This window comes from Capnocytophaga sp. oral taxon 902 (genome assembly GCF_013394735.1).
Classification (GTDB): Bacteria; Bacteroidota; Bacteroidia; order Flavobacteriales; family Flavobacteriaceae; genus Capnocytophaga; species Capnocytophaga ochracea.
Genome location: NZ_CP058261.1, coordinates 220,568 through 244,008, shown reverse-complemented (window position 1 = coordinate 244,008; position 23,441 = coordinate 220,568). Strand labels below are relative to the sequence as shown.

Annotated in this window: 21 protein-coding genes and 1 pseudogene; 3 read left to right on the top strand and 19 right to left on the bottom strand. The window is 39.4% G+C overall.

What is annotated here, in order from left to right:
* Positions 1–83: 83 nt before the first annotated feature.
* The 6 genes from nadD to HW278_RS00990 form a co-directional block, all read right to left on the bottom strand.
* On the bottom strand, positions 84–671 hold the full coding sequence (gene nadD / locus HW278_RS01015; protein ID WP_178976663.1) for a nicotinate (nicotinamide) nucleotide adenylyltransferase: 588 nt from the start codon (positions 669–671) through the stop codon (positions 84–86).
* Positions 668–1,234 (bottom strand): guanylate kinase, encoded by a 567-nt coding sequence (gene gmk / locus HW278_RS01010; RefSeq protein ID WP_178976662.1) that lies wholly within the window; start codon positions 1,232–1,234, stop codon positions 668–670. The genes nadD and gmk overlap by 4 nt, the downstream gene beginning before the upstream one ends.
* 31 nt (positions 1,235–1,265) lie before the next feature.
* Entirely contained in the window at positions 1,266–2,120 is an 855-nt protein-coding gene (locus tag HW278_RS01005) for a YicC/YloC family endoribonuclease (protein ID WP_053580767.1), read from the bottom strand.
* 165 nt (positions 2,121–2,285) lie between these two features.
* Positions 2,286–3,314, bottom strand: coding sequence for a quinone-dependent dihydroorotate dehydrogenase (locus HW278_RS01000; protein WP_178976661.1), 1,029 nt, complete (start codon positions 3,312–3,314; stop codon positions 2,286–2,288).
* 28 nt (positions 3,315–3,342) lie between these two features.
* Positions 3,343–4,110 (bottom strand): alpha/beta fold hydrolase, encoded by a 768-nt coding sequence (locus HW278_RS00995; protein WP_178976660.1) that lies wholly within the window; start codon positions 4,108–4,110, stop codon positions 3,343–3,345.
* A 236-nt stretch (positions 4,111–4,346) separates the two neighbouring features.
* The gene (locus tag HW278_RS00990) at positions 4,347–5,330 is read right to left on the bottom strand and encodes a hypothetical protein (RefSeq protein WP_178976659.1); all 984 of its coding nucleotides are present in this window, start codon (positions 5,328–5,330) and stop codon (positions 4,347–4,349) included.
* Positions 5,331–5,401: 71 nt separating this feature from the next.
* Here HW278_RS00990 and HW278_RS00985 point away from each other — a divergent pair, with 71 nt between their 5' ends.
* Positions 5,402–6,151 (top strand): SAM-dependent methyltransferase, encoded by a 750-nt coding sequence (locus HW278_RS00985; RefSeq protein ID WP_178976658.1) that lies wholly within the window; start codon positions 5,402–5,404, stop codon positions 6,149–6,151.
* A gap of 67 nt (positions 6,152–6,218) precedes the next feature.
* Here the strand turns inward: HW278_RS00985 and HW278_RS00980 are convergent, their stop codons facing one another.
* The 6 genes from HW278_RS00980 to rlmD form a co-directional block, all read right to left on the bottom strand.
* Positions 6,219–6,566 (bottom strand): hypothetical protein, encoded by a 348-nt coding sequence (locus HW278_RS00980; RefSeq protein ID WP_178958927.1) that lies wholly within the window; start codon positions 6,564–6,566, stop codon positions 6,219–6,221.
* 139 nt (positions 6,567–6,705) lie between these two features.
* Entirely contained in the window at positions 6,706–7,581 is an 876-nt protein-coding gene (locus HW278_RS00975; protein WP_178976657.1) for a CPBP family intramembrane glutamic endopeptidase, read from the bottom strand.
* A 4-nt stretch (positions 7,582–7,585) separates the two neighbouring features.
* Positions 7,586–9,658, bottom strand: a complete 2,073-nt coding sequence (locus tag HW278_RS00970; RefSeq protein WP_178976656.1) for an alpha-L-fucosidase — start codon at positions 9,656–9,658, stop codon at positions 7,586–7,588.
* A gap of 210 nt (positions 9,659–9,868) precedes the next feature.
* A complete protein-coding gene (bioA, locus tag HW278_RS00965) occupies positions 9,869–11,146 on the bottom strand; it encodes an adenosylmethionine--8-amino-7-oxononanoate transaminase (protein ID WP_178976655.1) in 1,278 nt (425 codons plus the stop codon).
* Positions 11,143–11,772 carry an endonuclease III domain-containing protein gene (locus tag HW278_RS00960; protein ID WP_009421392.1) on the bottom strand — a complete coding sequence of 210 codons (630 nt, stop codon included), beginning with the start codon at positions 11,770–11,772 and terminating at the stop codon, positions 11,143–11,145. Before HW278_RS00960 ends, bioA begins: the two co-directional genes overlap by 4 nt.
* Positions 11,759–13,174: a 23S rRNA (uracil(1939)-C(5))-methyltransferase RlmD gene (gene rlmD / locus HW278_RS00955; RefSeq protein WP_178976654.1), complete on the bottom strand. Its 1,416-nt coding sequence runs from the start codon at positions 13,172–13,174 to the stop codon at positions 11,759–11,761. The genes HW278_RS00960 and rlmD overlap by 14 nt, the downstream gene beginning before the upstream one ends.
* 788 nt (positions 13,175–13,962) lie before the next feature.
* On the opposite strand from rlmD, the gene recO reads away from it, so the two are divergent.
* Positions 13,963–14,679, top strand: a complete 717-nt coding sequence (recO, locus tag HW278_RS00950) for a DNA repair protein RecO (protein WP_178976653.1) — start codon at positions 13,963–13,965, stop codon at positions 14,677–14,679.
* A 192-nt stretch (positions 14,680–14,871) separates the two neighbouring features.
* Here the strand turns inward: recO and lpdA are convergent, their stop codons facing one another.
* The 7 genes and pseudogenes from lpdA to mutL all read right to left on the bottom strand — a co-directional run bounded on the left by lpdA (position 14,872) and on the right by mutL (position 22,852).
* Complete coding sequence (lpdA, locus tag HW278_RS00945; RefSeq protein WP_009417852.1) at positions 14,872–16,269, bottom strand: dihydrolipoyl dehydrogenase; 1,398 nt, start codon at positions 16,267–16,269, stop codon at positions 14,872–14,874.
* A 483-nt stretch (positions 16,270–16,752) separates the two neighbouring features.
* The gene (locus HW278_RS00940; protein ID WP_178976652.1) at positions 16,753–17,829 is read right to left on the bottom strand and encodes an AI-2E family transporter; all 1,077 of its coding nucleotides are present in this window, start codon (positions 17,827–17,829) and stop codon (positions 16,753–16,755) included.
* 17 nt (positions 17,830–17,846) lie between these two features.
* Positions 17,847–18,911, bottom strand: a complete 1,065-nt coding sequence (aroC, locus tag HW278_RS00935; RefSeq protein ID WP_178976651.1) for a chorismate synthase — start codon at positions 18,909–18,911, stop codon at positions 17,847–17,849.
* On the bottom strand, positions 18,911–19,303 hold the full coding sequence (locus HW278_RS00930; protein WP_111972490.1) for an SRPBCC family protein: 393 nt from the start codon (positions 19,301–19,303) through the stop codon (positions 18,911–18,913). Before HW278_RS00930 ends, aroC begins: the two co-directional genes overlap by 1 nt.
* 39 nt (positions 19,304–19,342) lie before the next feature.
* Entirely contained in the window at positions 19,343–20,116 is a 774-nt protein-coding gene (locus HW278_RS00925) for a DUF695 domain-containing protein (RefSeq protein WP_178976650.1), read from the bottom strand.
* A gap of 41 nt (positions 20,117–20,157) precedes the next feature.
* Entirely contained in the window at positions 20,158–20,934 is a 777-nt protein-coding gene (locus HW278_RS00920; protein ID WP_111972488.1) for a rhomboid family intramembrane serine protease, read from the bottom strand.
* Positions 20,935–21,014: 80 nt separating this feature from the next.
* Positions 21,015–22,852, bottom strand: a pseudogene (gene mutL / locus HW278_RS00915) (DNA mismatch repair endonuclease MutL).
* A gap of 350 nt (positions 22,853–23,202) precedes the next feature.
* Between mutL and HW278_RS12300 the strand changes: the two are divergent.
* Complete coding sequence (locus HW278_RS12300) at positions 23,203–23,334, top strand: hypothetical protein (RefSeq protein ID WP_255493669.1); 132 nt, start codon at positions 23,203–23,205, stop codon at positions 23,332–23,334.
* The last annotated feature ends 107 nt before the right edge of the window (positions 23,335–23,441 follow it).

The following is a 23,441-nucleotide window of genomic DNA, read 5'->3' as shown; positions in this document are numbered from 1 at the left end:
AGATTATTGGTTTTAACTTAGCCAAAGTGTGAAACTTTGGCTAAGTGTGTGACGGAAAAATGTTACTTGTTACTTGTCAATTGTTAATTGAAATAGAGTCCTAATTTATCAATGTATTGCCATACTTTTTCGGGGAGGAGCGGGCGTATATTGTGTCCAGATTTGAGCTCTTTACGGATAAAGGTGGCTGAGAGTTCGATAATAGGGGCGGGTACACGGGTGATATGCGGGTGCTCAGTTAAAGCTTCGGGCACTGTACCTTCTGAAATACGAGGATAGACATAAATAAAGTAATTTGCTAAAATATGCTCGTAGTTCTTCCATTTGTGAAAGCTTTTTAGGTTGTCTTCCCCCATAATTAGGGCAAAGTTAGTATTAGGGTGTTTTTCCTCTAAATAGGCTAAGGTGTTAACTGTGTAATTAGGTTGTGGCAAGTGAAACTCGATGTTTGAGGCGCGTAACTTGGGATAGCTCTCTATTGCCAAATTCACCATTTCCAATCGCAAGTGATTGTCTAATAACGATTGTTTTTCTTTAAACGGATTTTGAGGTGTTACCACAAACCACAGTTCGTTCATTGCACTGTGCTCTACCAAATGATTGGCGATAATGAGATGCCCTATATGAATAGGGTTAAATGAGCCAAAGAATAAGCCTATTTGTTTTTTCATCGGTTGATAAAATCGGTTACTATGCGCTCTGCCTCTTGTAGGGCTTGTTGTAGATTATCGTTTTTGATAATCACATCAAACTGGTGAGCAGTTGCCATTTCTTGTTCGGCTTTGTTGAGACGCATTTGTATTTTCTCCTCTGTTTCGGTCTTACGGTTGCGCAAGCGTTCTTCTAAGGCAATAAGGCTTGGCGGTTCAACAAATACTGCTAAGGTTTGTTCTGGATATTGTTGTTTGAGACGGAGACCTCCTGCGACATCAATATCGAATATCACATTCTTTCCCATTGCCCATAGGCGTTCTACTTCTGATTTTAATGTGCCGTAATAACAACCTGTGTATACCTCTTCCCATTCCATAAATTCGTTGTGCTGAATACGTTTTTTGAATTCATCAGCAGAAAGGAAATAGTATTCTTTGCCGTGTTGTTCTTCACCACGAGGAGCACGAGAAGTAGCCGAAATAGAAAAGGCTAAGTTTAGTTTTTTGAGCGAGAGTAAATGCCTCACTATGGTAGTTTTGCCGCTCCCAGAAGGAGCTGAGAAAATAATTAGTTTGTTCATTTTTTAATTAGCAAATTGGTAAATTAGCAGGTTATAATACGTTTAGGACTTGTTCTTTAATCTTTTCGAGTTCGTCTTTCATTTGGACTACTAACTGTTGCATAGGGGCGAAGTTAGCTTTTGAACCTAAGGTATTGATTTCTCTGCCTATTTCTTGTGCAATAAAACTCAATTTACGTCCGTTAGAATCTTCGCTGTGAAGGGTTTCGAGAAAATAGTCTAAGTGTTTTTTGAGTCGGATTTTTTCTTCTGTGATGTCCAATTTTTCTAAGTAGAAAATGAGTTCTTGCTCAAAGCGGTTGGCGTCTACACTCTGGATATCAGCTACCGCTTTTTCCAAGCGTTCGCGAATGAGCGCTAAGCGTTCACTGTCGAGAGCTTGTACCTCTTGCAGTAAGCTATCGATGTTACTAATACGCAAAACGAAGTCTTTTTCTAAAACTTTACCTTCTTGAATGCGGAAGGTTTGCAAATCGGTAATGGCGAGGCTGATATGTTCGAAAATAGCTGAAAGTTCTTCTTCGGAAACGCTTTCGGTAGTGGTTTGTAAGGCATCGGGCATACGTACTGCCATTTTTAGCAGTTCGGTAAGGTCACCATCAACAATAGTACGCATTTGCTCGATATAGGATTTTACGATATTAGGATTGATTTTAGAAGGTGTTTGTGTGCCTGTATTTTCTACAAAGATACTAAAATCTACTTTCCCGCGTAAGAGCTGCTCGGCAATGAGTTTACGGAAATCAAGTTCTTTTTCGCGATACGCTTGCGGAATACGTGTATTGATATCAATACTCTTACTGTTTAGGGATTTGATTTCTATACTAATATGTTTATCGGTGAGAGATAGTACACTCTTGCCAAAGCCTGTCATTGACTGTATCATAATATCGTTTTTGAAAATAAGTGCAAAGGTATAAAATAATTAGTAATTGACAATATTTGTGAGGTGAGTATGTTTATAAAATTTCATCAAGACTTTTATTTCATCAATGCGTTTGTTTTGTATCGGTGAATTAAGAATCGCAAATAACAAATAACGGAAATAATGCTAATGTTGGTTAGAATTAGCAATTAGCTGTTTATTAATGCGCTTTATAAGACCTGCACCTTCGTAAATGAAACCTGTATAGAGCTGGATAAGTGAGGCTCCTGCTTCTAACTTTTCGAGGACATCGGTTTCACTAAATATTCCTCCAACGCCAATGATGGGAAATGCGTGGTTGCTCTTTTCACTTAGAAAACGTATTACCTCAGTGGAGCGATTTTTTAGAGGTTTCCCACTAAGTCCGCCGGTTTCTTTTTGATTATCGGATACTAACCCTTCTCTACCAATCGTGGTGTTGGTAGCTATTACGCCTGCAATATGAGTTTCTTGTACGATTTCAATAATATCTAACAGTTGTTCGTCGGTAAGGTCAGGGGCGATTTTTAAGAGGATAGGCTTAGGGTTTTTATGAGTTAGGTTTGTGTTTTGCAAAGTGCTTAAAAGCTGTTTTAGAGGTTCTTTTTCTTGTAATGTACGCAAATTTGGAGTATTGGGTGAGCTTACATTTACTACAAAATAATCGACATAATTAAAGAGTTGTTCAAAACAAATCAGGTAGTCGTTTACCGCTTCTTCATTTGGGGTAGTTTTATTTTTACCAATATTTCCTCCTATCAGTACATTGGTATTCTTTTTAAGGCGCTTTACAGCAGCTTCAACTCCTTCGTTGTTAAAGCCCATACGGTTTATAATTCCTTGGTCTTCTATGAGTCTGAACAATCGCTTTTTTGGGTTTCCCAGTTGTGGTTTGGGGGTAATGGTTCCGATTTCGATAAAACCAAAACCTAAATTGGCTAACTCTTTGTACAATTTAGCATCTTTATCTAATCCTGCGGCTAATCCTATTGGATTTTTGAAATGTAGCCCAAAGACTTCGCGATGTAGAGAAGGGTGTTCTACATTGTATATTTTGCGAATGAGCAAAGGCACTAAGGGGATTTTGTGAACAAACTTTAAGTATTTAAATGTAAAGTGATGAGCTTTCTCAGGGTCGAGACTGAAAAGGAATGGGCGAATGAATAGCTTATACATATCTTGGAATTTGAGAAAAAGGGTTAGATTAGGGTTGTGCCATAAAATTGCGCAAGGCTTCTATGGTTTCGGCTTCGTTTTCAATATATACTAAATGTCCGCCTGAAAGCAAGGTATAGCTTGCACCTGCTTTTTGGGCTAATGCTATCAAACTATCAGAAGGAATAAGAGCGTCTTTTTTACCCATAATGATATGCTTTTTAGCGGTTAGTTGTTCGAATAGTTCAGTACGGTCGGGGCGTTGTTTCATTCCTAAGGAAGCTGCTTTGATACCTTCGTTAGGGGTGTGCATTGCTATATCGATTAGTTTGTTGAGCGCGGGTTTCATCAGCGTTTTGTTTTCATCGCTAAATAGGTTTGTAACGGCAGTGCGCACGAAGAGTTCTTTCTCTTTATCGATTACTTTCAGCACTCGGTCTCTATTTACTTTTTTCTCTGGGGAATCGGGTAGGGTAGTGGAGTTTAACAATACTATTCCTTCTACTTTTTTGGGAAATAATTCGGCAAAAGCTAAGGCTACATAACCTCCCATTGAGTGCCCCACGATGGTGCAATGTTCTATTTCTTCTTTTAGTAAGATATCGTTTACTTGGTTTGCCATCATTTCCATTGTGTGTACTGGGGCGATAGTGGGGGTCTGCCCGTGCCCTAAAAGGTCGATAGATAGTGTGAAATATTCGGTAGAGAGAGCTCTAGTAATAGGTTGCCATATAGTATGGTCTTCTAAAAAGCCGTGAAGGAAGACGATTATCTTATTCTTTCTTTTTCCTTCTTTTTGATAAAAAGACTGTTTCATTGTGATAATTAGTTTGTTAGGTGCTTTTTTGGGTTTGTTTTGCTGTTGTTGTAAGAGCTTGATAGTTAAGGGATAGATATAGAAAGCTTATAGGAAGCTTATACGAATCTTGGACGATAGATATAGAAAAGCTATACGAATGATATAAGGTAGTAATCCCTATTCTAATTTCGTTTTATATAAGATATATTTCGTTTTGAGAGATAAAGTACTTTTTAGAGCTGTTTAATAGGAGGTTATTCTCTTGGAAAAGAGGTGTTTAGTAGTCGTTCTTTACTCAGTACGACGCCTCCTTCGTCAGCTCCTTGTCCGCCTGCGTAGTTTACCCAATTAACGGTTTTCCAATGAGGGGCAACTGTAACGATGCGGGTAGAGCCAAAAGCCATATAGTAAGTAGTTTTAATGCCTTCGTGGCGGACGTCCATACCAGCTTGTATGCCTACTTTGGCGTTGGGGGTACTTGGGTCGAGACGTACCTCTACTTGCATATACACGCCTTCGACTTTGCTAGGGGTGAACTCTCCCACAGGTTTCATAAGTTTAGAACCAAAGTGGTTTACTAATATTTTGGCATCATACCATTTGCCGTCGTATTTTCCTGATTTGGCAATAGGGATAGTGGAATAGTTTTTTTCTTGTATTACTTTAATCTTCCCATTGCCTGCTTCTGTTACGATATTTTTATAATATGTAGCCGCCCACGTGATAGGGGCTTGGTCGGTAATATCAGTTTCAGGAAAATGAACTCTCCGCCATACGTTTTCACCTTTGTAAAGCACGTAGAAGCGGAAGTTTTTTACATTTATCAAAGCGTTAGGGTTCTGATTGTTCTTTTCAGAAAATAGCACCCCCCAAAGGTTGTACAATTCAAAATATCGGTTTTCGTTAGGGTACTTACAGTAGCCTTCTTTGCCATAAAGCCCCCAATAACAACTTTTATAAATGATTTTGTCGTGATTAAGAGACGCAAAATTTAAGGCAGCCCCGATGGATATGTTACCTCCTTTTTCGAACAATCTCTTGGAAGTATTACTATAACCATTGAAAATGAAAGGAGTGTTGTCACTAAAATTTGTGTCGTGTCCTGCTTCGGTATTGCGCATAGCTTGTTGTAGCATTTGTTGGGAATGCTCAGAAAGGTTATTGCTGTTGCTGTCTTTATTACAGCTTATCAGTGTAATAACCGAGAAAATGATACTATAAGAGAGAATGTTTTTCATTTGTTGTGATTATAGATTGTTGAGATATACGCGACAAAGGTACAAATAATTAATCATTTAATACTATAAGTATGATGAAAAAAATATACCTTTGCAATCTGTTAGTAATGTTGATACAAACAACGATGGGAAATATTTATTTAATACCGAACTTATTAGGAGGTGTTGCTCTTGATGTATTGCCAACACAGGTGGCAAATGTAGTGCAATCACTTACTTATTTTGTAGTAGAAAACGAAAAGTCGGCAAGGAAGTTTATCAAGCTCGTTACTCCGGACAAGGTGCAAGCAGATTTAAAAATAGTTGTGATAGATAAGCACCATCAGGATACTGACTATCAGAGTTTTTTAACCCCTTGTATGGAAGGACACTCGATAGGGATTATCTCGGAGGCAGGTTGCCCAGGTATAGCCGACCCAGGAGCTGATATTGTGCGGGTGGCTCACCAAAAAGGACTGAAGGTGATTCCGCTGGTAGGACCTTCTTCGTTGTTACTGGCAATGATGGCGAGTGGACTTAATGGGCAGAATTTTGCTTTTAACGGATATCTCCCTATTGATAAGCAAGAGCGAAAGAAGGTACTTAAAACCTTAGAGCGCAAAGCACGAGAAGGACAGTCGCAACTATTTATAGAAACGCCTTACCGCAATAAGCAGATGCTTACTGACTTGATAGAGACATTACAGGCTAATACTCTTTTATGCGTGGCTTGTGATATTACACTTCCTACAGAAGAAATTAAAACACTCCCTGTACATCGTTGGAAGAAAACGAATATTGATGTGCATAAGAGACCTACTATTTTTATTATAGGGAGCTAAAATGATATGTAATTTTATAGAAAAAGGCTATCTGAGATTCTTCTCAGATAGCCTTTTTTGTAAATTCTTATTGTACTGGCATTGAAGAAACAGCTGCCGCTGTTGCAAAAACAGTAGCTAAAAGAATAAGGATAACAAGCCCAATTAAAGAGAGCACAAGCCCTGCAATGGCTAATCCTTTAGGAGTTTTAGTAACACCTATACCTGAAAGGACAAGTCCTAAAAGCCAGATAATCCACCCTAAAACAGGAACCCAACCTAAGAATACAGCTATTAAAGCTAATACGAAACCAGCGGTGCCTATTCCGTTGCTCTTAGAGGAGTTTTGGATAATGATGGTTGGGTTGTTTTCTTTAGCAGTTTGCTGTTCTTGAGGAACAGATTGCTCTTGTGTTGAAGTTGTATTTTCTTCCATAAAAACTGAAAATTAAAATTACTCCCTACTCTGTTAAAGGCTTTTCGGGATATCGCCTTTTGCTATTTAAAACCGGTGGCAAAGGTATAAAATATTATGATATGAAGGAAATTATCTTAATAAAAAATTAAGTTTTCTTTTATAACAAGTGTTTTTTCCACTCTTTCCAATGGTATTTCTTGGCGTAGATATACAATAAAAGAGGGAAGCAGAACAATAGAGGAGCCCATACACTGAAGCCTAAAGAGGGTTCTGAGACATCACGCAAGACGGAAGGAACTTGGAAAACTGTCCAGTCGGAAGTTACTAAAAGAGCTGTAAAAAGGTTGTTGGCGGTGTGAAAACCTAAGGCTAATTCCAAGCCATCGTCCATTAAGGTAGTGATACCTAAGAACAAACCTGTACCTATATAATAGATAAGCAAGCTGTATCCTAATTTTTCTACCTCGGGGTTGGCAATGTGCATTAGTCCGAAGGTGATAGAGGTAAAAAGCAAAGGAAACCACGCATTGCGCATAGCAAGTCCTAAGCCTTGCATTAGGTAGCCACGAAAGAATATTTCTTCAAAAGCGGTTTGCAGAGGAATGAACAGCACTACTATCACGAGTAGTTTTAAGAAAGGTATCCACTGAAAATTCCAAATATAATCATCGGGGTTAAAAAATAAGTAGTCGATACAAGTTATGCCTATGGTTACGCCTCCCCACAACAAGAAAGCAAACCAAAAACGCTTCCAACTGATACGAGGTCGCGCTGTAATAAGTGCTACCAAAGGCTGGCGATGTATGAACTTCACGCATAGTAACAATAACCCTAAGAAGATAGCAAAGACAACTAAGTTCTCAAACAAGAATTGTAATTCACCTTTTTGGGCAATTTCCGACTGTATAAGTGTAGTAGTATCAAAAAACTGTGCTACTAAAAAGTTCAACCCTGTAAAGGCAAAGAACAGGGTTGGAACTATAATGTAAAGCCATTTAGGACTCTGTGACAATCTTCCGTTTTTAAGATACATAGCTTTATTGTGTAATGATTCCTATTTCGGCATACGATACTTTATTGGTATCATCTACAGTTTTGGTAGCGGTAAGCTTGATATAACGGGCTTTCTCGGCAGGGAAAGTAATGCGTTGTTCAATAGGATTGTTCTTGATATTGCCAAATTCTCCCTCACTTAGCTTCTTCCAATGTACATTATCAGTACTCACTTCAAAAATGTAATGACTGATAGTTCCTTCAGCCCAGCGGTCCTGTGAAGGCAAATAGGTAAATCCTTTTAGATTTAACAGCTCTCCCAAATCAATAGTAATGGCAGTGGGTGTATTGCCCTTTTCTTGAGCAAACCACGTATTAGGTTTCTCATCAATTACTTTCTGGATATCAGAGGAAGCAGAAGATAATACTTTCCACTTTGCTTTGGGGGTATCCAATGCGTAAGAAGCTACTTCACTGTACAATTGCTGCTTGCGGTCATAGGCTACAAATTTTAAAGAAGTAGGCTGAGTAACAGGGAAAGAAGCTGTATAACGCAACGACTGTTCAGTAGGCTGACTGCCGTCTAAGGTATAATAAATTTCAGTTTCGGTATCAGCGGGAGTGAGGGTTACTTGACCATTCTTATCACGAGAAAGCTGAGGAGTTACCAATAACACGGGTGCATTGTATAACCCTATATTGCTAATCAATGGTGAACCTTTAGCTTCTAAAACTGTGAAACGAACCTTAGTAGCCGTTACTGATGGGAAGCGTAGTAATCGCTTGTAGCCAATAGTTGTTTGTTCATCTATAGTTTCCCATTTGCCATCTTTTTGGTATTCTAATTTAAACTTCTTTACACGTTGCCCCAATGGGATATACTCTTGTGCCATAAAGCGATTAAAGGTAGTAGGCTTGGTAAAGTTTAGTTCTATAGAAGCTTCTGTTACTCCTTCGTCGGTTGTCCAATAGGTGTTTTTATCAGTATCGGTAGTTTTTTCAGGGTTAAATTGCTTGTTATTTTTACGAATATTAGAAGCCGTTACAGAGGCATCAGTTACGAGGTTATGTGCAAAATCTGCTTCTATAACTTTTTTGAGTTCCATAAGTCTCTTGATGTCATTTTCGTGTACTAAGCCACGTCTATCCACGGGAAGATTTAGTAATAAGTTGTAACCGCGACCTACTGAAGCGTAGTATATATCTACCATTTTTTCTAATGGACGCACTTGGTGGTCTTCTCGTGCGTGGTAATACCAACCTGGGCGAATAGATACATCAGCTTCAGCAGGAATCCAATTTAGGCCATTTTCATCACCTTCACCCAAATGATGTAAGTGGTCTTTTCCTTGTAAAGAAGGGTTAGAGGTAAAAGGATTCCAGTTAGTAGGAGTACCAAAGCCTTTTTCATTACCTATCCAGCGAATATCCGGACCTTCATCACCAAAGATAGTAGCATTAGGCTGCAATTCGCGTACAATGGCAAATGTTTTATCCCACTGATAATAAGTATGAGCATCAATAGTACGAGTTTCGTTAGCTCCACCGTAATAACCTGAACCACCGTTGGCACCGTCAAACCATACTTCAAATATTTCACCGTAATTGGTAAGCAATTCTCGTAGTTGGTTATGGAAATAGGTTACGTAGGCTTCTCTGCCATACTCAGCGTGGTTTCTATCCCAAGGTGATAAATATACTCCAAATTTAAGTCCTGCTTTGTGGCAAGCATCGGAAAGTTCTCTAATTACATCGCCTTTACCGTTTTTCCAGGGTGAGTTTTTTACAGAATGCTCGGTGTACTTTGATGGCCATAAGCAGAAACCATCGTGGTGCTTAGCCGTGATGATAACACCTTTCATACCAGCGTCTTTAATCACTTTTACCCACTGATTTACATCTAATTCGGTAGGGTTGAATAAAACAGGGTCTTCGCCACCTGTGCCCCATTCCATATCGGTAAAGGTGTTCATATTAAAGTGAATAAAAGCATAATATTCCATCTCGTGCCACGGCAACTGACGTGCGGAAGGAATAGCTCCCACTGACTTGGGTGCTTCAATACTTTTGCAAGCCACCATACATAAAGCGGTGGCTAATAAGACTAATTTTTTCATTGTGTACAGTATTTAAACTTCTTTGTTATAAAGTTTTCATAAGTGGTGCAAAGATATAGAATATTTTCTTACTATCAAAATAAAATTCTAAAGATTGCATCTCGTACTAATATCTCAATAAAATTATTTTAACTTTTCTCTTGTGTTACTAAATAAAAAAGAGACTATTCTCTTATGAAAATAGTCTCTTAAATGTGTTTTTCTCTTCTCTTACTGATTAGAGAACTTCTGTATTGCTTCTTCTAAAACATCGTACACTCGGTCTAATTGAGCATCTGTGATGATGTAAGGGGGCAAAATGTAGATAATATTTCCCACCGGACGCAGTATTACGCCTTCTGAGATAAAGAAGTTGTACAGTTTATCCCTGAATGAGCCGTAGTAGTCAGTATTTTGAGAGGTTTTGAGGTCGAATGCCAAAATAACACCTAAGGTACGTGCATTTTCTACCGATGGATATTTCGCAATACGGGCTAAAAACTCCTGATGACGGCGTGCAATACGTTTTAAGTTGGCTTGCATTTCGTCACTTTCCAATATGCGAATAGCTTCTAAGGCAATCGCACAGCCCGTGGGGTTTGCTGTAAAGGTATGTCCGTGGAAAAGAGCTTTGTTCACGTCTTCACTGTAAAAACCGTCAAATATCTCTTGGGTAGCAGTAGTTACTGCCAGCGGAATTGTTCCTCCTGTAAGAGCTTTCGATAAGCACATAATATCGGGTTTATGAGTGAGATAGTCCGAAGCAAAAGTGCGTCCTGTACGCCCGAAGCCTGTCATTACCTCGTCGGCAATGGTAATCACACCATTTTCTTGTGCGATATGAATCAGCTTGTCTAAGGCATCAGGTTCATAGATTTGCATTCCTGAGGCTCCTTGTACTAAGGCTTCAAATATAAAGGCGGCAGGGTGATGTTCGGCAATCACTTCTTTTAGTTTTTTAGCAGCTGCATCGCTTCCTTTTTTGGGTAACGGTATGCGCACTACTTTCAACAAGTGTTCTTTAAAAGCATCAGTAAAGAATGAAATACCCGAAGCTGCCATAGCGGCAAAGGTATCTCCGTGAAATGCATCTTCAAAAGCAACTACCGTAAAGCGTTTCTCTCCTTTATTGAAAAAGTACTGTAACGCCATCTTGATACCTACTTCCACTGCTGTCGAACCGTTGTCCGAGAAGAATACTTTCTGTTGGTTTTTAGGCAGAATACTGATGAGCTTTTCAGCAAGCTCTACGGCAGGTCGGTGTGTAAAGCCACCAAAGAGTACGTGCTCTAACTGGGTGAGTTGTTTGTAGGCAGCTTGGGCTAATCGCTCGTTGCTATGCCCATAGGGGTTCACCCACCAACTGGCAATGGCATCTATGTATTCTTTGCCGTCCTCGTCCCAAAGGAGAGCATCTTTTCCTTTCACAATTCCAATAGGTTTGGCAGCCGTTTGATGTTGGGTATACGGGTGCCACAAATGTTTTTCGTCTCGCTGTTGTAAATTCATTTTTTCGATTGTATAATGGTTTTGGTTATAATATCTTTTTCCATATTCCAGCCTCTCGCCGGACTGTATTCGCGCCCGTACAAGATGATTTGCACGTGCAGTTTGTTCCATTTTTCTTTGGGGAAGAGTCGTTTGGCATCTTTCTCAGTTTGCACTACCGAACTACCGTCGGAAAGTTTCCAGCGGTGCATCAGTCGGTGTATATGGGTATCAACGGGGAAGGTCGGAATGCCAAAGGCTTGTGCAAGAACAACGCTGGCAGTTTTATGTCCTACTGAGGGGAGAGCCTCTAAAGCCTCAAAGGTTTGAGGAACTTCGCCGTTGTATTTGTCTATAAGTATTTGGGAAAGCCCGTGAATACCTTTAGATTTCATAGGGGCAAGCCCTAAGGGTTTGATAATTTCCTGTATTTCGTCTACCGAAAGTAGTACCATATCATACGGATTGTCCGCTTTGCTAAATAGAATAGGCGTGATTTGGTTCACCCGTGCATCGGTAGTTTGTGCCGATAAGAGTACGGCTATCAGTAGCGTATAAGGGTCTTTGTGTTGTAGGGGTATAGTAATTTCAGGATAGATACTTTCCAGTGTATCGATGATAAAGTTTACTTTTTCAGCTTTTTTCATTTCTCTTTTCTAATAAAACAACATTCTCTACGTGGTAGGTTTGTGGAAACATATCCACAGGCTGAACTTTGGTTACTTTATAAGTTACATCAAGCAAGGAAAGGTCTCGCGCTTGCGTTGCACTATTGCAACTTACATATACTATCTTTTTGGGGGCTATTTGAAGAATTTTAGCTACTACATCTTTGTGCATACCGTCGCGAGGAGGGTCGGTGATAATCACATCAGGGGTGCCGTTTTCTTCTATAAAAGTGTCGTTGAAAATGTTTTTCATATCTCCCACGTAAAAAGTAACATTCTCAATACCATTGGCAAAAGCATTGTCTTTGGCATCTGCTATAGCTTCTGGTACAGCTTCTACCCCTATCACTTTTTTCGCTTTTTTCGCTACAAATTGCGCAATAGTGCCCGTCCCTGTATAAAGGTCGTACACTAATTCATCGCCCTTTAAATCGGCAAAGTTACGAGCTACTTGGTACAGCTTGTACGCTTGTGCCGAGTTAGTTTGGTAAAACGACTTGGCATTGATTTTAAATCGCAACCCTTCCATTTCCTCATAAATACAGTCAGTACCTTTATAGCAAATAAGTTCTTGGTCATAAATAGCATCGTTGCCTTTGCTATTGATACAGTATTGCAAAGAGGTAATCATCGGGAATGTCTCTGCAATATGGTCGAGGAGCAGTGTAATTTTAGGGTCGTTGCGGAAGAACTGTATCACTACCATTATTTGCCCAATGGAGCTAATGCGTATCATCATAGTACGCAATAAGCCTGTTTGTTGCCTCGGACTGTAAAAAGGCATTTCGTTCGCCAAGGCAAAACGCTTTATCTCCAAGCGTATCGCGTTAGAAGGGTCGGCTTGCAAGTAACATTTATCTATGTCCAAAATCTTGTCCCAAGCTCCTGCTATGTGAAAACCTAAGGCATTCCGATTGTCTATTTCGTCGGCTTTCTTAATTTCATCGGGAGTAAGCCAGCGCATATCCGAAAAAGAAAACTCCATTTTGTTGCGGTAGTAATAAGTCTCGTCAGAGCCTATGATAGGCATCACAGCAGGAATTTCTATCCTGCCCAACCGTACTAAGTTGTTTTCTACTTCTTTCTGCTTGTAAAATAGCTGACTTTGGTAGTTCATATCTTGCCATTTGCAACCGCCACAATAGCCGAAGTGAGAACATACGGGCGTTACTCGTTCTTCTGATAGTTGGTGATATTTAGTTACAAAACCTTCATAATAAGCCGATTTCTTCTTGGTGGTCTGCACATCTACTACATCACCAGGAATAGCGTTACTTATAAATATCACACGTCCGTCAGGGGCTTTAGCAATGCTTTTGCCTTTGGCTCCTGCATCAATCACGGTTACATTTTCAATGGTTATATGCTTATTTTTGCTCATTATGGGTGCAAAGGTACAAAATAATTGCGAATTACAAATGCTCTCATTATATTCAAACTCCCTCCAAGATTCTCCAATATTCCCACTAACCTACTAATTTCCTAATTCACTAATTCTCTAATTTCCCAACCCGCCCATTCTCTTTCCGTCGCTATATCCCCCTCTCCTTGGGAGAGGGACGGGGTGAGGATTCCTCTTTCTTTCGCCTCGAAACCCCGTTTTTACCATTTTTTGTATCGCTGTATTGTACTATAAGTCAACTATTTATATACCCTTCCTATACCAATTGTCCAAGATTCGTATAAGCTTCCTATAAGCTCTCTATAAGCTAACCCCACTCTCCTTACACCCTTTTTTCACCAAAAATCCTTCCAACTCACTTTTTATATTTTTCGTTTTCCTCCGATAACTCAGACCAGTCCAATTTGTCCGACAAGTCAGACCCGTCAAAAAACCTTTTTTATCACTACCCATTTGCTAATTTCCTAATTCTCTAATTTTCTATTGCCCGTCGTGCTACGACCTTTGCCAAAGTTAATGTTCCAAAAAGTTACTTCACAAGGCACAGTCTCATTCCTCTAACTCAAGCTCGTACCCCATTTACTAATTCTCTAATTTTCTAATTTTCTCATTCTCTAATTTTCTCATTCTCTAATTTTCTCATTCTCTCATTTTCTCATTCTCTCATTTTCTCATTGGTATTATTGGCATTACCTTTCATTTATATCATCAATTACGTCCTATTGAAGTCTTTTTTGTATTTTTGCAACGCTATTTATAGAAGAAATATGTACGATAAAGTCCGAGCCATAGTTATTTCAAGCCTCAAATACAGTGATAACAGTCTTATAGTGAAGTGTTTTACTCAAACGATGGGTACTCGTAGTTATTTGTTACAAGGCGTTTTAGCACAGAAGAAAGGGAACTTAAAAATAGCCCTTTTTCAGCCTTTTATGCTGTTAGAACTGGTGGCTACCCATAAAAATAACGGTACGTTAGGACGTGTAAAGGAAGCTAAGATAGCAGCCCCTTATTACTCGTTACATACTGATATGTATAAGAGTGCTGTAAGTATGTTTCTTTCCGAAGTATGTGCTTTTGTTTGCACATCTGAAGCTCCCGATGAAGAAATGTTTTTGTTTTTAGAACAGAAGCTCCTCTTTTTTGATAGAAACGACTTCTCAGCCAATTTTCATTTAAAGTTTCTGCTTGATATCACTCGCTATCTCGGCTTTTACCCCGATACCACTCACGAGCATTTGCCCTCCTTTTCGTTGGAAGACGGCATTTTCAGTACTACCGATGAAAGCAAATACACCATTACAGGCGCTACCTTGTTGCTATTCAAAACCCTCCTACACACCGATTATCCTCAGTTATCAACCGTTAAAAGCAATAAGAACGAGCGCAATGCATTGCTTTTTCAACTGCTTAAATACTACGAATGGCACTTCCCCAGTTTTAGACAAATAAAATCATTAGAGGTGCTACAAACGCTCTTTTAGCACTATTTTAACATAATACAATGCTGTTTTTTACTCCCACACTTAGCTAAAGTTTTAAACTTAGCCAAAGTTAATCATAACTAACAGTCTGTTAGATTTCTTATCTCAAATTTCCACTAATAAAAAAAACTCCAAGTAAAATCTTTTTTACTTGGAGTTTCTTGCGTTTATGAATTTATTGGAACAAAAATATTAAATGTCGATAGCTTCACCATAAGCAGCTGCTACTGCTTCTTTTACACCTTCGCTCATTGTAGGGTGTGGGTGTACCGCTTTGATGATTTCGTGTCCTGTAGTTTCCAATTTACGAGCTACTACCGCTTCAGCAATCATATCAGTAACGCCGGCGCCAATCATATGGCAACCTAACCATTCGCCATATTTAGCATCAAAGATTACTTTTATGAAGCCTTCAGTAGTACCCGCTGCATTTGCTTTTCCTGAGGCAGTGAATGGGAACTTACCTACTTTTATTTCATAGCCTTTTTCTTTAGCTTGTTTTTCGGTCAGACCTACTGAAGCAATTTCAGGAGTGCAGTAAGTACAACCAGGGATATTACCATAGTTAAGTGGTTCTACGTGCATTCCTTTAATCTTTTCAACGCAAATAATACCTTCTGCTGAAGCTACGTGTGCTAAGGCTTGACCAGGAACTACGTCGCCAATAGCGTAATAGCCAGGAACATTAGTTTGGTAGAATTCATTCACGAGAATTTTATCGCGCTCAGTTTTGATACCTACCGCTTCCAAACCGATATTTTCAATATTTGTTTTGATACCTACTGCTGAAAGCAAGATATCAGCTTCTAAAACTTCTTCGCCTTTGGCTGTTTTCACAAATGCTTTTACACCTTTGCCAGAAGTATCTACTTTGGTTACCTCAGCCGAAGTCATAATATTGATACCTGATTTTGTAAGGCTCTTTTCTAATTGTTTAGAGATATCCTCATCTTCCACAGGAACAATATTAGGCATAAACTCTACGATGGTTACTTCAGTACCCATAGCGTTATAGAAGTAAGCAAACTCAATACCGATAGCCCCACTACCTACCACAATCATTTTCTTAGGTTGCTCAGGGAGCGTAAGTGCTTGGCGGTAACCGATAATTTTCTTGCCGTCTTGAGGTAAAGCAGGCAACTCGCGTGAACGTGCTCCAGTAGCAATAATAATGTGGTCAGCACTGTATTCAGTTACTTTGCCATCTTTATCTTTTACGTCTACTTTCTTGCCAGCTTTTAGGGTACCATAGCCCATTATCACATCTATTTTGTTCTTTTTCATCAAGAACTGCACCCCTTTGCTCATTGTAGCAGCTACCTCGCGGCTACGTTTGATAACCGCATAAAAATCTTTGTCAAAAGACTCTTTTTTTACGGTGATACCATAGTTCTCAGCGTGCTTTAGGTATTCAAACACTTGCGCTGATTTTAACAAAGCTTTCGTAGGAATACAACCCCAGTTCAAACAAATACCTCCGAGGTTTTCTTTTTCAATAACAGCGGTTTTAAACCCTAATTGAGAAGCGCGAATGGCAGTAACATACCCACCAGGACCACTTCCTAATACAATAACGTCGTATTTACTCATTTCTTTTAAAATTTATCAAGTTTGATATTAGGCTACAAAGTTACGAATAATATTTTGAATAAAAACTATTTTAATCATTTTTTTATTTATATGTAATTTTATATGTTTGAATAATAGCTATTTAAATCCTGATTGTCCGAAGTAAATCTCATTTACTTTATTGAAGTCTAAAAATCATAAAAACTCTAAAATCATTGCGTTTTTTCCAAAGTTTTATTACCTTAAAAAAGCAATTAGTATTCAGTTTTCTAAGATTATAGCTTTGTCTTAGCTTTAGTTTAGCTTCGTTCATTGTTCGTTCATTGTTCGTTCATTGTTCGTTCATTGTTCGTTCATTCATTATTTGTCTTTTCATTATCTGCCTGTCGTGCTACGACTGCCCGTGTGGCTCGCACCGTCATTTGTTCGTTCATTCTCTTCCTAAAAATCGGAGTTTTTCACCATTTGTTTAATTCAAAACGAAGAGAGCAAGAGGGTTCATAGCTATATGTTTTTAGTGAGAAGTTCTACAATCTTGTTGTTCGGGAAAAACTCTTTTAATACTACTTTCAGTACCGTATAGGCGGGAATAGCCACTACCATTCCTGTTATCCCGAAAAGCGTACCACTGATAAGGGTAATGAGGAAAATCTCTAAGGCTGTAGATTTTACTGAATTAGAGAAAATAAGCGGTTGAGAGAAGAAATTATCAATAAACTGACCTATTATGAACCCTATCAACACATAGATAGTAGTAGGCAGACTTACCGTCATAAAATCGTTTTGTAGGTTGCTACTCATTGTAAGTAAAGCCATTAGTATAAAACCTATCATCGGACCTATATAAGGAATAAGGTTCAGTAAAGCACATAAAAGGGCTATGATAAAAGCATTTTCTACCCCGAAAATAAGCAATACTATGGTGTAAATTATAAAAAGAATAGTAAGCTGTAGTATTAATCCCACAAAATAACGCGACAATAGGTTGTTTATTTTGAAAATAGAAGTTTTAAGTTTGCGTTTGCGTTTAGGAGAGAAAATTGAAAGCAATGCGATAAGTATTCTGTCACCGTCTTTCATAAAGAAGAAGGTAATAAAAAGCACTGAGAAGAATCCTACTCCAAAACTACTGATAAACGAGATAAAAGAGTTTAGGAAGTTAGGAATATCGATAAAATTCAACATCTCTTGTACTCCAAAAGAGTAATCTTCTCTCTGAAGTCCGACCTTGCTAAGAGTTTGGTGGAGGAGGGCGTCGAGGTTGTCCTTTAGCAAGTCTATATTAAGGCTTGAGAGGTTCTTGCCTTGCGAAATAAGCAAAGGGATAAATAAACTGAATACCCCAAGGCTCAATACCACGAACAATAACATTGTAAGAACCACACATAAGGTTCGGTTTTTTATCTTCAGTTTTTTGTAAAAAAACTGTATAAGAGGTTTGCCCATCAATGTCAGTACCAGCGATACAATGAGGTAAATGATAATAGATTGTAGCAAGTAAAGGGTGTAGAGCCCTAAGGCTACCAATACAATAATCCCTACGGCACGCAATATACCATTTGCTATTTCTTTTGAGTTCATTTTTTAATGATTAATTGTCAGAACTGATAACTATTATTTAACAAGTAAAAATCTAATAATACGATTGCGGTCATAGCCTCGACGATAGGTACTGCACGAGGTACTACACAAGGGTCGTGTCTTCCTTTACCTCGCATTGTTACGATGTTGCCGTGTGTATCGAGTGCGGGTTGCTCTTGCATAAGGGTAGCTACGGGCTTAAAAGCTACTCTAAAATAAATATCCATACCATTGCTGATACCGCCTTGTATCCCGCCTGAATAGTTGGTTTGGGTAGTGCCATCAGGGTTAAAAAGGTCGTTGTGCTGGCTACCGCGCATTGCAGTACCTGCAAAACCACTGCCGTATTCAAAGCCTTTAACCGCATTGATAGAGAGCATCGCTTTGCCAAGCTGTGCGTGGAGCTTATCGAATACAGGTTCACCTAAACCTATGGGTACACCTTTTACTACACAACTTACTACCCCGCCTACGGTGTCACCCTCCTTACGAATGGCTTTGATGTAGGCTTCCATTTGTTCCGCTAAGGTAGGGTCGGGACAGCGTACGGCATTAGTTTCGGTTATTGCCAAATTGAGTTCAGTATAGGGTTTGGTAAGGGTAAGCTCACCTACACTCGATACATAAGCGGTAATTTGTACACCTTTCAGTATCTGTTTTGCAATAGCTCCTGCTACTACTCGACAAGCTGTTTCACGCGCTGATGAGCGACCGCCTCCACGATAGTCACGTATACCATATTTCTGTTGATATACATAATCGGCGTGGCTGGGACGATACACTTCAGCAATATGGGCATAGTCAGCTGAGTGCTGGTTCTCGTTCTCAATGATAAAACCAATAGGAGTACCCGTGGTTTTACCGTTTAAAATACCCGAAAGGAAGCGTACCTTGTCGCCCTCTTTGCGTTGCGTAACAATAGCCGACTGCCCTGGTTTTCGACGGTCGAGTTCGTGCTGTATGGCTTCAAAGTCTAAGGTTATATTAGGTGGACAGCCGTCTATAATTCCTCCTAAGGCTTCGCCGTGCGATTCGCCAAAGGTGGTGAGCCTAAAGAGTGTACCTATACTATTTCCAGCCATTATAATTCTTTCATTTTGGTTACTAAGGTCTCCATAAACTTGCTGATAGGTGTCTTTACCATCATTGCCATTACGGGGTTGAAGTTGCCCTCGAAAAGTAGTTGTACCTCACTCTCATTGTTCGATATTTCCGTAATATTGGCAGTAAGCTGAAAAGGAATCTTACCTTTTGCTTCACCTAATACCAACTGACTGCTGGGGGTACTACTTTTCTTTTCTAAAGAAATTTCAGGCATTCCTTTTAGAGCAAACACAAAGGATTGCTCACTGAGCATTTGGAACTTACTAATATTATCGGGCATCAGTCGTTCAAAATTAGCTACATTTTCTAAGAGTGCAAAGAGGTCTTTAGCACTTTTCTCTACAATTGTTTTTTTACTTTCTAAGTTCAAAATAATGATTAATGTTTAATGATAAATGGTTAATTATTTTTACTTAACTAAAACTGTTTCCCAGCCGTCGTATTCGCCGTGAGTATCGAGAGCGAGGTCTATCAAATCCCACGTATCGGGGTCGATGTTGTCTACACTATTTACTTTACTGAGGATAAGGCGGTAACCTAAATCTTCATTTGGGTCTTCACCCTCTTCGGGTTCTATTTTACCTCTGTTATATACTAAAAATCCTAAGGTTTCAGCTTTTGTAATAGCACTATTCATATCCTTTTCAGTTTGGAAATACAACCAGTGTTCAATAGGGCGCTCTTGGTCGGTATGGTCGCCTGCCTCTTCACAATGTTCTTGCAAATTACTATTGTGAATGCTTTGCATTTCGTAGATATTAGGGAAAAGAAATTCAAAGTAAATCTTCCAATCAGTATCGTCAGTAGTTTTGATTTGAGTGCTATAATCAGGGTGTTTGGTTACTACTGATTGCAAGCGTTTTTCTAAATCAAAAGTATTTTCGGTATAAAAATACCACGTGATAGTGCCTTGATAAGTGACAATACCCGCTAAGATATCACTTTCATTAAGTAAAGGCATTACTTCTTCATCTTCTATCGTATAGAGGAAGTCACGTTCTCGGTTATTTGAAAAACCGTTTTCATCAGGTTCTTTTAGCTCAAAAGTAAGGCGTACGCTTTGAGGGTATTGGGTGATAGGAGCAATTTCCTCTAATCCTAAATTGAGGCGGAATACAGCGGGGTTATCTTCTAATCTGCCGATATAGACAGTCCAGTTTTCTGGAATTTGAATATTTTGCATATCATTTGTTATTAAAAAATAGGATTCTACTTAAAGGCTCTTTACAATCTTCTGTCCCATCTATTCTTATCAAAGTTGTGCTTTTTCCAGTACAACATAATTAGGAAGCCTATGAGAGCCCCTCCTACGTGTGCAAAGTGAGCGATATTACCACCGAAAATAGTAATTCCTCCCACAAATCCCATTATTAAGTCTAAGGCTACAAGTAAAGGGATAAAATAACGAGCCGCTATAGGGTAGGGGATAAAGAACAACATCAGTTTGGCATCGGGGAAGAACATTCCAAAAGCTACTAATATACCATAAATAGCACCTGAAGCGCCTACGGTTGTACTTGCGAAAGTAGATCCCATATTATTAATAGCATTGACTGAAGCTACTTCAGTCCACACGCGGGGATAAGAATTAGTATTGACAGTGTTTATTAAATCTTCCATAGTAACTCCCATACTGCCAAGAGCATCGAGGGTGTGGTGTACATAGTAGTAATTTACTCCCGTATGAAGTAAGGCTGCTCCTACGCCACAAGAGAAATAGAAGAATAGAAACTTATTGCGCCCCCATATATTTTCTAAAGGTGTCCCGAATGCCCATAAGGCGTACATATTAAAGAGCAGGTGTGTAAAATCAGCGTGCATAAACATATAGCTGATATATTGCCACCAGTGAAAGTTAGGATTCTCAAAATAATGTAAGGCAAAAGAACCAACTATATTTATTTGAGGTAAAAATAGTCCTTTTTCATTCAATGCGGTAAGTATTAATACTATCGTATTGATAATAATTAGATGTAGTACTGTTTTAGATATTCTGTCCATTTTAGTCTTTAGTTATTAGTTGTTAGAGATTGGTTAATTAGCAATGTCCATAATGCTTGTATTGCCTATCCGACTCGCATTTAAAATAGGTTTTCTATTTCATTTACTGAAAGGTTGTAATAAATTCGCTTTCCAAAAGGCGAAATTAATACTTCTTGACAACTAAACAAATTATTTATCAAAGTTTCTTGTTCTTCCTCACTGAGTACTTGTCCGGTTTTTACAGCTAAGCTCTTGCATAAAGCTTTGGCAAAGGCTTCTTTCTGAGTGTTTTCGGTAGAGGGTAATGCCTCGATATGCTGTTGCAAGAGTTCATTGAAAATATTAGGAATCTCACTATCGGTGAGGTGAAGAGGAATCCCACTTACTACAATCTTGTCGGTTTCTAAGGTAAACATAAAGCCACTGCACTCAAAGAGCTCGCGCAGTTGTGCAATCACTTCCAACTCGTGTGGTGCAAAAGGCAGTTCGTAGGGGAACATCAGTTGCTGACTTGCACTATGGGTGGATTGCAGATGCTTCATAAAATCTTCGTACAAGATGCGTTGGTGCGCCCTGTTGATATTGATGATGATAAGCCCTCCTTCCAAAGTAGTTATGAGGTATTTCTTTGCCAAAGCAATGATTTTCTTACCTTGGCTTCGTGTAGGTTCAGTTTCAAAGAGCGAACTCACGATAGTTTCAGGGGTTGAGGTATTGATGGAAGATTCAATGCCCGTGTACAAACTCTCCCACGTAGGTGCTTTTTTGCTGTAAGAGCCGAAATTACTATGGCTATCGCTTCCACTGCTTCGGCTTACATATTCTTCTTTAAATGGGTTGAAATTGGGGTCTACTTTTATCTTAGGGAACTCTGGGGTTTTATCCTTGTAGTTATAAGGAATATCGAAAGTAGGGTCTTTGCTAAAATCGAGGGTAGGAGCAATATTAAACTGACCCAAACTGTGTTTTACTGCCGACTTCAGTAGGGCATAAATACTATGCTCTTCTTCAAACTTAATTTCGGTTTTCGTAGGGTGAATATTGATGTCGATAGTTGTGGGGTCTACTTCTAAACTGATGAAATACTCCGCCTTCTGGTCGGTGTGGATAAGACCTTCGTAAGCCGAAGCAATTGCGTGGTTGAGGTATTGATTTTTTACAAACCTATGATTGACCATCAAAAACTGCAAGTTTTTAGTCTTTGCTAAATACTCAGGTTTTACGATAAATCCGCTGATTTGCACCAAAGGTGTGTCTTCGGCGATGATAGGCACTAACTTTTCATTGGTTTTGCTTCCAAAAAGATGTACAATGCGTTGGCGGAAATTGGTAGCTGGTAGGTTGAACAGCTCGTTGCCATTGTTGTACAAAAAGAAATGAATTGCAGGGTGTGCCAAGGCAACACGGTGAAACTCATCGAGTATATGACGGAATTCCACCGTATCCGATTTTAGAAAGTTGCGACGCGCTGGAATGTTGAAAAAGAGGTTCTTCATCGCAATGCTCGTACCGGTAGGGCATACGCAGGGCTCTTGGCGCGTAATCTTACTGCCTTCGATGTGTATTTCGGTACCCAACTCGTCCTCTGGGCGCTTGGTTTGCATCTCTACGTGCGCAATTGCCACTATGGAGGCAAGGGCTTCCCCCGGAAACCTTTAGTTTTCAAATGGAAAAGGTCTTCTGCTTTTTGTATTTTGGAGGTGGCGTGACGCTCGAAAGCCATACGCGCATCGGTAGTACTCATTCCCACACCGTTGTCAATCACCTGCACGAGGGTCTTGCCTGCGTCTTTGATGAGCAGTTTTATTTCGGTAGCACCGGCATCGATAGCATTCTCCATCAGCTCTTTGACTGCTGAGGCGGGACGCTGAATCACTTCGCCAGCAGCTATCTGGTTAGCTACGTGATCGGGGAGTAATTTTATAATATCTGACATTCTATCTATTTAGGTAAAAGGTAAAAGATAAAAGGTAAAAAGTGCGAGGTCGTAGCACGACGGGCAGTGTGAGCCACACAGGCAGGTGCGAGCCGCACGGACAGTCGTAGCACGACAGGCAGATAATGAAAAGACAAACAATGAACGAACAAAAGACGAACAAATGACGAACAAATGACGAACAAATGACGAACAAATGACGAACAAATGACGAACAAATGACGAACAAATGACGAACAAATGACGAACAAATGACGAACAAATGACGAACAAATGACGAACAAATGACGAACAAATGACGAACAAAAGACGAACAAATGACGAACAAATGACGAACAAATGACGAACAAATGACGGTGCGAGCCGCACGGGCAAATGAACGAATGATGAACGATGAACGAACAAATGACGAACAAATGACGGTGCGAGCCGCACGGGCAAATGAACGAATGACGAACGATGAACGAACAATAAGCGTATGAAAACCGAAGGAATCTTCTATTTTAGTTGAAAAAAAGAGCTACTTTTTATGCTGTAAAACAGAAAATTTTGTTTTTCACACTTCACGTATCGGTATTTAGTTTTACTT